The organism is Halomonas sp. 72 (genome assembly GCF_052379785.1).
GTDB classification, from domain to species: domain Bacteria; phylum Pseudomonadota; class Gammaproteobacteria; order Pseudomonadales; family Halomonadaceae; genus Vreelandella; species Vreelandella citrativorans.
Genome location: NZ_JBQSYY010000027.1, coordinates 19,214 through 30,143 on the forward strand (window position 1 = coordinate 19,214; position 10,930 = coordinate 30,143).

Here is a 10,930-nt window from a genome sequence, read left to right on the forward strand (position 1 = left end):
TTCGCTTTTGATGCTTCCATGAAAACGATGTCGTAAGCTTGGGACAATCAATGTCCACCCCGTCAGACAAGCAGGATCTGTAATGGATAAGAAGGGCCTCAACAAAAGTAGTTTTGTGCAAAATACATCGCACTGGTCGATACCGTCACGCTGAATATGTCTTTTGTATTCGCCTGTAACGGTGATGGTTTTCTTTTCAAGAGTGAACAGACTGTGGTCAGTTGGCCGAGTCGATGGTGGAAAAGGCGATAGAACAATGACCGATTACACTAAGCCTTGGCTTAGCCATCTTGAGCAATTGCAACAGCTTAAAGATCGTGGTCTGACCATCACGGACGACCAGCGTGCATTGGCTCATCTTCAACGCATGGGTTACTACCGGTTAAGCGGATACTGGTTCGCTTTTCGTCAGCGCTCAGGTGCCTGCACGCCTTTAAATAAATATGGTAAGCCACTGCTTAAAAAGGGCAAAACGGACTATCTGGCATTAGACGCGTTTAAGTACGGCACGACTTTCCAGCAGGCTGTCGATCTTTATGTGTTTGATAAACGGCTGCGCCTTCTCGCGTTGGATGGTCTTGAGCGTATTGAGGTGGCGTTGAGAGTAGATATTGCCCATACGCTGGGGCGGTTAGACCCGTATGCCTATTTGGGCCCTGCACTGCTGCACGATGAGTTTGCCTATAAAATTGATCAGAAAACAGGCGTAACGCCCCTGCATAAATGGCAGGAAAGCCATGCACGGTTAATCAATCGCTCTCGAGAAACCTTTATTGAGCACCATAAAAAGAAGTACGGGTTGCCGCTGCCGATCTGGATTGCCAGTGAGGTCTGGGACTTTGGCACGCTCTCGCACTTGTTCGGTGGAATGCGAGAAGACGAGCAGGATGCCATTGCTGCCCGCTATGGCATTAGCAACGGACGTGTGTTCGCTTCTTGGCTGCGCAGCTTGAATTATTTACGCAATGTATGTGCCCATCATAGTCGGTTGTGGAATCGCAATATGACGGACCAGCCGCGTAAGCCCGCCCATAGTGAAGCCTCTCTATTTTCCCTGGGCTGGCAAAACTCCCATGTTCAGGCGCGCCCTTTCCTACTGTTCTGTATTGTTCAGTACCTATTGATGACGGTTAACCCGACGAGCACTTGGTGGGCCCGCTTATCAGAGTTGTTAAGCAGTTTCCCAGATTTGCGCGAAGCAGGGCTAAATCTAAAAGGCATGGGAATTATAGAAGGCTGGGAGCAGTGGGAATGGGAAGCAAGGCAATAAAAAACCCCTAAGCAATGCTACTGCGTGGCAGTTTCACCGATAGGGGCCGTGTTGGCGTAAATACTAGGCGCCCACGTTTCGAAAGGCAACACTTTTTAACACCTGTAGGGTGGCAAATTACTATGGCCATTGAGCAAGGAATATGGAAGCTCGCGAGCACTCCTACCGCGCCTAAGTGGTCGCATACGGTTAATCGGCTTAAGCAGGTGTGGCCGTTAGATGTTCGTTCTCCAGCTTGATGCTAATTCTCTAGATACAGTAATTACACCCTCGGAAAGCGCCTTAACGCTCACCAAGGACGTGCCTGGTTACCACCTCAGCTCGATACCCAGGCACGTTTCACCCTAAAAAACTACTGACTAGCAGTAGGCCGCACCACAATATCGCTGGTGTCGACGTCGTCAGGCTGGTTAATAGCATGGGCGATGGCGGCAGCAATGGCCTCGGGTTTAAGGGCAATCTGGCGGTAAGCTTCCATGGCCTCGGCGGCTTCCTTGTCGGTGATAGTGTTGGCCAACTCCGACTCCACAACGCCGGGATAAACGCAGGTGACGCGCAGGCAGTTGGTTTCCTGGCGCAGGCCGTCAGAAATGGCGCGCACGGCGTATTTGGTGGCGCAGTAAACGGCAGCGGTGGGCACGACACTCAGCCCGCCGATGGAGGAGATGTTGATAACCTGCCCCGCCTGTTGCTCCTGCATGGTGGGAAGAACCGCCGCGATTCCGTTTAGTACGCCACGAATATTCACATCGATCATGCGGTTCCACTCGTCTACCTTGAGCGCTGACAGTGGGGAAAGCGGCATGATGCCCGCGTTATTGATGATGACATCGATGCGGCCATGGGTGGTGATCGCAAACTCTGTAAACGCCTGCATATCTTCACGGCTAGTGACATCCAGGGCCTGGTAATCAACCGTGCCGCCGTTGGCACGCAGGTCGTGTGTCAGTGCTTCCAGTCGGTCGGTTCGCCGCGCACCAATAATCAGGCAATGGCCTTGCTTGGCTAGTTCGCGGGCTGTGGCTTCACCAATACCGCTGCTGGCGCCGGTCAATAAAACAACTTTAGAGGGGACGTTCGATAGGCTGGCCATACGTTTTTCCTGTTGTGGGAAACTACAGGGAAAGCGTAGGGGATGCCCATGAACGGCAATATAGACGATCCTCTTGCATGCTTGCCTAAAGCTATTAATTGGCGGGCTGGAGGCAGGAAACTGACCCAGCAACCTATACTATTGCTCTTGTGTTGCCCGAGGTATTGACAATGTCAGCGGCGAAAAACAATGGCGAACAATGAGAGCATTTAGCGAGATTGCCCATGGTAGCGAGTAGCGATGCGGTAGTGCAGCGCCGGATAATCGAGCGGTTATATCAACTCGCCCCGCGCGAGGGATATACCCAGTCGCTGGTGGATGAGGTGCGCCTGATGCGCTCAAACCGGACGCTCAAAAACACCCCGGTGCTATATGAGCCGAGCATCGTCATCATCTGCCAGGGGCGTAAGCGGGGCTATCTGGGCAGCGAAGTGTATCTTTATGATGCGCACCACTATCTGGTGCTAGCGGTACCTCTGCCGTTTATTTCAGAGACAGAGGCGAGCCCTGACGTACCGATGCTGGGGATTGCGATCCGCCTTGATGCTGCGGTCATTGCAGAGCTTGCCACCCAGCTGGATGAAACGGTCGATGTTCAGCCAACCCCACCCCGCGGCATGCTTTCCACACCGCTTGATCAATCGCTTGCCGGTGCAACGCTACGCTTGCTGGATGCGCTGGCAACGCCTGCGGATGCACGCATTCTAGCACCGTCCATCGTGAGAGAGATTTGCTACCGGGTACTGACCGGCGAGCAGGGCGGAAGCGTTCGCTCAGCATTATCCCACTATGGGCAGTTCGGGAAGATAGCCAAGGCGCTACGCCGCATCCATGTACACTACGCCGCCCCGCTGGAAGTCAGTACGCTCGCCCATGAGGTGGGCATGAGCGCTCCGGCGTTTCATGCGCACTTCAAGTCCGTCACTCAAACCTCGCCTATCCAGTACATCAAATCGACGCGCTTGCACCATGCGCGGCTGTTGATGATTCGTGATGGATTGACCGCCGCTGCTGCGGCGAGCCGGGTAGGTTACGAGAGCCCTTCCCAGTTCAGCAGGGAGTTCAAGCGGCTATTTGGTCAGCCACCTGCAGAGGAGGTGCGCGCTATGAAATTGAGTCTGGCGTTATCACCGCCTGCTCCCATTACCGATATCGCTTCGTTGCATTGAGAACGATACGATGCCAGATGCTAACTCATTAGCACATTTTATAATCTCTCAGCCTATACGAGTTACCAATGAACATACTCGATAAACGCGCCTTCTACCTGCTGGAAGTAAGCAGTTGCGGCGGTATTCGCGCGGCGGCTGAGCATTTGCATATTAACCCCTCCGTGGTGAGTCGGCAGGTTCGCAGCCTTGAGCGAGAGCTGGGAATGGCGCTATTAGAGCGGCAGGGGCGCCATATGATGTTAACCGAGGCGGGGCTGCTGGTGGTGGATAGCTTTCTTGCCCAGCGGCGGCTCAACTCGGAGCTGGGGGATACGCTTTCCCGGTTGCGCAATCTACAGGCGGGGAAGGTCGTGGTTTCAGTGGGCGATGGGTTTGTGGATAGCTTTATCAACTACGTGATGAAGCGCGTCTCCGAACATTACCCGGACGTGCTGATCGAGATCAAAACGGGCATCTACTACCCCCGTGAGCCCCACGAGATGGTGGCCAACGACGAGGTGGATATTGCGATTACCTATGGGCCAATCTCGGATCCGAGGCTGGTGGTACACTCCTTTGAGCGCGGCCCGCTATGTGCCTTAGTGGCGCCTTTTCATCCGCTGGCCCGGCAGGAGAGTGTTACGGTAGCAGAGCTTTTGCAGCACAAGCTTATTTTTCTGCCCGATGTATCGGGGTCGCAGCAGTTTGTAAATGCGTTGTTTAGCGCCGCCGGGCAACCCGCCACGCCCGCCTACCGTTGCAACCTGCATTCTGTTTCACGTCGCATGGCGAGTGCCGGTATTGGGGTGTCGTTCATGACCGCGGCGGCTGCACGCAATGAGGTGGACGACGGGCAGCTCAGAGCAATTCCCGTGGCGCACCCACTGGCAGCCAGCAGTCAGGGCAATCTGGTAAGAAGAGTCGGCAGAAGGCTTTCACCCGCTGCCGACTATTTATGGAAGCTGATGCTGACGATGCAGTAATCAGTTCGCCATCATGTAAACGCCGGGGCCGATCGGCCACCCCATGGCCAGCCAGAACATCAAAAAGGCGGACCAGGCGAGCAGGAAGGTAACCGCTATCGGCAGCATGGTGGCTATCAGCGTGCCCAGCCCCATGTCCGGCTTGTAGCGCTGCATGTACACCAGGGCAACCGAGAAGTACGGGCTCATGGGTGAAATGATATTGGTGCTGGAATCACCGATGCGGAACATGGCCAGTACGAAAGCGGGGTCGAAATCGATCATCATCAGCATCGGCACGAATACCGGGGCCATCAGCGCCCACTGGGCCGAGCCGCTGGTCATGAACACGTTGAGTACCGCACTCATGGCAATGAATGCCCCCACCAGCGGCAGGCCGGTAAAGCCGGTGCTCTGCAGAATGTTTGAACCTTCAATGGCGATATATTGGCCCAGCTCCGACCAGCGGAAGTAGGCGATAAACTGCGCTATCGCAAAGAACAGAACCAAGGTGGGCGCTAAATCGCTCGCCGACTCAGCCATGCGCTGAGGCACATCGCGACTGGTTTTAATCTTACCGACGGTAATGCCATAAACCAGGCCGATGGTCACGAAATAGATAAACATGAGTGGCACCAGCGAGCGTAGGAAAGGTGACGGAATCAGCCCACCCTCTTCATTACGCAGCGGCGATGCCTCAGGTAAAACGGCAATGAGGACCAGTGCCAGATAGATTAAAGTGGCAAAGCCAACTCGCTTAAGCCCTCGTCTTTCTGCAGGCGTTAACTCAGGTTTGATGATGTCCGTCTTAAAATCCTTACTCATTGGCAGCGTGCGTTGGAGCCGTGGCTCCACCACCTTATCGATAATCAGCGTACCCGCAATGGCAAGCACGAATACTGAGCAAGCAACAAAATAGTAGTTATCAACTGGCGAAATATAGGCATCAGGATCGACCAACCGTGCTGCTTCGGTAGTGATGCCGGCAAACAGCGCGTCCCCGACAGTAATAAACAGGCTGGCATCAAAACCTGCACCGGCGGCGGCGTAGGCTGCGGCAGCGCCCGCAATAGGGTGACGGCCCACCGAGTGATACAGCATGGCGGCCAGCGGTATCAAAATCAGGTAGTTGGCATCAGAAGCAATACTGCCGCAGATGCCCGCCAAAAATACGCAGAAGGTTAGCAGTGAGGGCGGGGCTTTGGCGACGCTTACCTGCATCAGCGTCGACATCAGGCCGACCTTATCGGCCAAGCCAATACCGAACATCACCACCAAAATAAGCCCAAGCGGTGGGAAGTTGACGAAGTTACTGACCACACTGGTCAGCATGAATTCTAAACCATCGCCTGATAGCAGGCTTTGGACATAGACGGTGTCGCCGGTTTGTGGGTTGATCGCCGAGACGCCAAACGTGGCGAGCATGGCTGAGATAACTACAACCACTACGGCGAGGATGGTAAATAGGATGAACGGATGAGGAAGTTTGTTACCCACGCGTTCAATAGAAGCGAGTACAGACTGCATAGTGTTAACCCTTGTTTTTAGAAATTTTTTGGTTGTAAAAAGGTTGTCAGCTGCGTAACAGTAGCCCTTTTGCTAAAGCAACAAACATGCCACCTGCTACCTGTAATATGTTGTCGTTAAAGTCGTAGTGTTCGTTGTGAAGATAAGCGCTGTCGCCGTTACCGACGAAGAAAAAGCAGCCAGGCACTTCCTGTAGGTAGAACGCAAAGTCTTCGGCACCCATGGTGGGCATGTAATCCAACTGCTGAATGTCGTTACTGACTACATATTTGGAGGCGAGTGCTAACACCCGTTCAGACCATTCGGGATCATTGGATAGTGGTGGAATCTGGTGAATGTGTTCAAGTTTGAAGCTGGCGCCATGGGCATCACACACGCCTCTAGTGACCTGCTCAAGCTTGCCAGCCAGCGCATCGCGGGATGAGGGGCGGTCACTTCTAATATTCACCACGAGCTCTGCGGCGCCGGGGATTACGTTGGCTGCATCGCCTGCATGAAAGGACGCTACGGTAATCACACCGGATTCCAAGGGTGATTTGTGACGGGCCACCAACCCTTGCAATTGTTGTACTAGCGAGGCGCCAACGTAGATCGGATCAATGGCCAAGTGAGGCATGGCCGCATGGCCAGAGACGCCCTCGATGATGACTTTGAACGTGTCGTTGCCACCCATAGCCGGACCGGGCTTTACGAACAGTTGGCCTTCAGGAAAGCCGGGGCGATTGTGGTAGCCAAATACGGCTTCCACTCTAGGGTTTTCAAGCACCCCAGCCTTGACCATCGCATCCGCACCGTTGCCGCCTTCTTCCGCTGGTTGAAAAAGCAACTTGAGATGCCCACACAGTTCATCACGCTTTTCCATGATGACTTCGGCGGCGAGTAGTAGCGTGGCGGTGTGTCCGTCATGTCCGCAGGCGTGCATAAGACCTTCATTCTGCGAACGATGGCCAAACGTATTGGCTTCGTGAATAGGAAGCGCGTCCATATCAGCACGAAACGCGATCACAGGACCTTCGCGGCCGGTATCCAGTTCCGCCAGGATCCCTGTTGTCGCAATACCCTCAGTTACCTTGTAGCCAAGCGCGCGTAATCGTTCGGCGGCTAGCTTGGCGGTTTGGGTTTCTTGGTATTTAAGCTCAGGCTGCTTGTGGAGAGTTTGTCGCAGAACGATTGCATCTTGTATTTGCTTATCGGTAAACATTGCCTGTCCTTGCCGTTATTGATGTGCCTATTGGCAACGTTATTAGGAAGACTAACCCTAAGTGACTTCACGGGTGGAAAGGAGAAGCAGGAACGTTATCTTTGTTGCTTTTTGAGCAACATTTAAATTAGATCCATGGTTTTAGTGCAAGATTTAGAAGTTATGTAGCTCAATAAAAAGCCGCGCAATCGCGCGGCTGCCTCATTTACTCTAAACCCCTTAAAACTCAGTCCTCAACGTAAGCGAGGCACTACGTGGGGCGCCGTAAGCCGTAGCGGTTGTAGTAGCGTTGGTCGAGCAGGTTGTCGACGTTAAGCGTTACGCTGGTTTCATCGTTGATATCGTATTTTGCCATGGCGTTAACGATGGCGTAGCCGGGCCAGTTGACGGCAGTGGAACCTGTGCTGACGCCGTTTGTAGGTTGGCCTGCCGGGCCTGATATCGCATGGGTGTTGCTTTGCGCGTACACACCGCCGCCGAAGGTCATGCGGTTCAAGAAACCGGACGGTTCATACGTAGTGGAAAGCTTGAACAGATGCGATGGGTCGCTGCGGCCATCCGAGTCCACACGGCGGAAGTGCAGGTAAGTGTAGCCACCGTAAACATTCCAGTTGGGCGTCAAAGAGCCGGCGATCTCCAGGTCGATGCCATCGGTTTCATAGCTGTCGCCCACGATGGGTTTAACCGTGGCGCCGCTGGTGGTTTCACGGGTTTGCGGCGTGAATGTGCTGGTGTAGCTTGCGTATAGCGAGTGATTGTCCGTGAGGTCATACACCACGCCTGCGTAGGGCGTTACCACGCCGTTTTCGTGCTGACTTGAGTGATCAATTGTGCGCAGTATCGTCATGGCGCATCGCGGCAGGCTGGCACTCGAAAACCGAGCCGGTGGCGGGCTACGTGTTGTAATGGCGCTACCCGCCTGTGCTGACACGTCAAGGGAAAGCGCCTCTTGATGCGTGTGGCTTCGGCGCGGGGATAGGGCTTGAGATGAGCGGGGCAAGCGTAAGAATTAGCGCAGCAGCAGGTCTTCCTTAATGGGAATAAACGCGCTCGCTTCGTTCATTAGTGACGCAGCGGTGAGCTGGGGAACGCCATACACCTCTACTTTTTTCCCATACTTGATGCGAATTTTATTCACCAGCAAGTCAAAATCGCCATCACCCGTTACCAGTACGATAACGTCGGCGTGCTCTGCGTACTCGATGGCATCCAGCGCAATACCCACATCCCAATCGCCCTTGGCAGAACCGTCGGCGCGTTGAATAAAGGGCTTTAGCTTCACCTCAAAACCAATGGCTCTGAGTATATTTTGAAACTCGCGCTGTTTCTTATCGCCTTTATCAATGGCATAGCAAAACGCACCCACCACGTCTCTGTTGGCGGTGGCTTGCGCCCAAAACCGGTTGTAATCAAAGTTTCTCCGATATGCATCCCGCGTGGTGTAGTAGACGTTTTGTGTATCAATAAAGATGGCGACGTTGGTCATAAATATGGCTCGTTGCGAACTATCCCATCATGAGGGCATGTTGGTCCCATAGCATCCAGATCGTACCGGCCACGATGATAAGCACGATCAGTGTGGTGAAGAGGATACGCTTTAGAGCGTCCCGGTGCGATTTAGCCTAGCCAATATGTAGGAAAAAGCGCAGATGAACAATGATGTGCACCAGTGCGAGCGCACCGAATGCCATGAGGGCAGGCTCCGCCTGTTAGCAAGCCCAGGGCACATGACTCACCCTGAGCTGATCTTGCAGGCAAATGAGCGCTGGATAGGCCATTCATTATTGGCAGGTCATTCATGAAACGCCTCGCCATGTTTCGTCGGCGGGTGTTTCATGAAAGGGTCTCAGTAGCTGTGATGCGCCAATGCGAATGTATTACTTTCCTCGGTGACCTTAAAGCGACCTACCATGCTGGCCATGTCGCCTGCTTGGTCGTCCAGTGAGCGGCTCGCTGTGGCGACCTGCTCGACCAGCGCAGCATTCTGCTGAGTGACTTCTTCCAACTGGGTTAACGCCTGATTAATTTGCTCAATGCCTGATGACTGTTCGGTGGTTGCTGCGGATATTTCTGACACCAAAGCAGCCGTATGCTGAGCGCGTTCTGCAATGTTTTTTAGCGTATCGCTTGTTGAGGTAACAAGTTCTTCCCCGTCTTCTATACTTTTAACGTTATTGTCGATCAGCTTTCGAATCTGCTTGGCTTCTTCTGCACTTCGGCTTGCCAGGTTACGTACCTCTGAGGCTACCACTGCAAATCCACGCCCTTGCTCACCGGCTCTTGCGGCTTCTACGGAGGCATTCAAGGCAAGGATATTGGTCTGGAAAGCGATGTTATCGATGGCTTCCACTATCGCGGTGACTTGCTGATTGGCTTCATGGATCTGCTCCATCGCCTTACGCGCCCGTTCGGCTATATCGTTAGCGGAATTTGCCTGGCTTGCCATGTCCTGTGTAGAACGACGTGCTTCCTGAGCCGTATCTGCACTTTGCTTCACGGTGGCCGTAATCTGCTCCATGCTGGATGCCGTTTCCACAAGCGACGCAGATTGCTCTTCGGTGCGCTGGGCAAGGTCTGCATTCCCCTTGGCAATCTCCTTGCTGGCAACTTCGACAGACTGAGCACCCTGCTTGATGCTGGCCACCAGCTCTTCCGTTTTAGCCGTTGATTCGTTGAACGCCTGATAAAGCTGTGACAACTCATCGCTTCCTGGAATCGCCAAGCGCTGAGTCAGGTCCCCTCCACGTGCCTGGATGTTTTCAAGCGCTATTTTTAGCGGGCGTACAATACTGCGGACAATGAGCACAGAAAGTAGAACCGCTAACAGAGCCGCCGCTAAGGAGCACGCCAGATAATACGCCAGCTCGCTGACCGCGTTGTCACGCAAGCTCTGGGCTGTTTCAAGCAGAAGATCGGCCGCTTCTCGTCCTACTTCCGCCTGGCTGTCAATCAGCATGGTTTGTTGGTCAAACCACTGCTGGTGATTGGTATTGAAATCTCCAGCCGTGCCTTGCTCCACTGCAGTACGTCGCATGTCAGCAAGCGTTTTAGCAAGATCACTTTCCAGTATAGCTGCCAGCTCGCTCTGCAGGCTGGCATTGGAAAGCTGATTAAACGTTTTAAGGTATGCTTCTGATCGGCCTGTGATCGACAGCAGATTGGCGAACGCGGTAGAAGACATGGCGTCTGCACTAAAAGCGGTTGTTAACATGGCCCGCTCAATACCCGCTAGTTCTTTTATGTTTAACAAATTGTAATAAGCGTTGAGCTGTCGAACAATTTCTCCGTGCTCAACGCTAAAGGTAAGTTGGCTGACAATGTTGATTAAAAAATCATTAATGTCCGTATAATAACGGTTGGATTGCTCGCCTGGTATTTCCAGCCTGTCGGCGCGCAAACGGAGTGTGTTTATCTCATGCAAAATTTGTTTAGCTTGAACTACCTGCTCTTGAACGCTTGTGTCATCTTCAGAAAAGATAAGGTTTTCGGTATAAAGATTGAACTTCTCAATCTGTCCGTCGGTCACCTTGCGCTGGCTAGGCAGCTCAGTGCGAAAGTTTTGCCCGCGGCTGCCTAAAAAGGCGGCTGTCATACCACGCTCGCGCTGAAGTTCATGAACCAGGTCACCGGCATACTGGCTCAGTACCGTCATCTCCTGAAGATGATTCATTTCAGACACAATCGCTTTACGTTCTAAAATACCTGACACTGCTAGCCAGGTCATGG

9 protein-coding genes are annotated in these 10,930 nt (G+C 53.3%); 3 read left to right on the forward strand and 6 right to left on the reverse strand.

From position 1 onward, the window contains the following. The first annotated feature begins 256 nt into the window (after window positions 1–256). Entirely contained in the window at window positions 257–1,270 is a 1,014-nt protein-coding gene (locus ACT3T6_RS16660) for an Abi family protein (RefSeq protein WP_193053398.1), read from the forward strand. Between the two features lie 352 nt (window positions 1,271–1,622). On the opposite strand, the gene ACT3T6_RS16665 is transcribed toward ACT3T6_RS16660, so the two are convergent. Then, window positions 1,623–2,363 carry an SDR family oxidoreductase gene (locus ACT3T6_RS16665; protein WP_193053399.1) on the reverse strand — a complete coding sequence of 247 codons (741 nt, stop codon included), beginning with the start codon at window positions 2,361–2,363 and terminating at the stop codon, window positions 1,623–1,625. Window positions 2,364–2,587: 224 nt separating this feature from the next. On the opposite strand from ACT3T6_RS16665, the gene ACT3T6_RS16670 reads away from it, so the two are divergent. Further along, a complete protein-coding gene (locus tag ACT3T6_RS16670; RefSeq protein WP_193053400.1) occupies window positions 2,588–3,532 on the forward strand; it encodes an AraC family transcriptional regulator in 945 nt (314 codons plus the stop codon). Between the two features lie 68 nt (window positions 3,533–3,600). After that, complete coding sequence (locus ACT3T6_RS16675; RefSeq protein WP_193053401.1) at window positions 3,601–4,497, forward strand: LysR family transcriptional regulator; 897 nt, start codon at window positions 3,601–3,603, stop codon at window positions 4,495–4,497. Here ACT3T6_RS16675 and ACT3T6_RS16680 read toward each other — a convergent pair whose 3' ends face one another. The 5 genes from ACT3T6_RS16680 to ACT3T6_RS16700 form a co-directional block, all read right to left on the reverse strand. After that, entirely contained in the window at window positions 4,498–6,003 is a 1,506-nt protein-coding gene (locus tag ACT3T6_RS16680; RefSeq protein ID WP_193053402.1) for an AbgT family transporter, read from the reverse strand. Window positions 6,004–6,049: 46 nt separating this feature from the next. Then, window positions 6,050–7,204 carry a M20 metallopeptidase family protein gene (locus ACT3T6_RS16685; protein WP_193053403.1) on the reverse strand — a complete coding sequence of 385 codons (1,155 nt, stop codon included), beginning with the start codon at window positions 7,202–7,204 and terminating at the stop codon, window positions 6,050–6,052. A gap of 250 nt (window positions 7,205–7,454) precedes the next feature. Continuing rightward, window positions 7,455–8,051: a TonB-dependent receptor domain-containing protein gene (locus ACT3T6_RS16690; RefSeq protein WP_226913412.1), complete on the reverse strand. Its 597-nt coding sequence runs from the start codon at window positions 8,049–8,051 to the stop codon at window positions 7,455–7,457. A gap of 162 nt (window positions 8,052–8,213) precedes the next feature. Beyond that, on the reverse strand, window positions 8,214–8,690 hold the full coding sequence (locus ACT3T6_RS16695; protein ID WP_172117025.1) for a LabA-like NYN domain-containing protein: 477 nt from the start codon (window positions 8,688–8,690) through the stop codon (window positions 8,214–8,216). A 360-nt stretch (window positions 8,691–9,050) separates the two neighbouring features. After that, a partial coding sequence (locus ACT3T6_RS16700) for a methyl-accepting chemotaxis protein (RefSeq protein ID WP_226913414.1) occupies window positions 9,051–10,930 on the reverse strand: 1,880 nt, incomplete at its 5' end.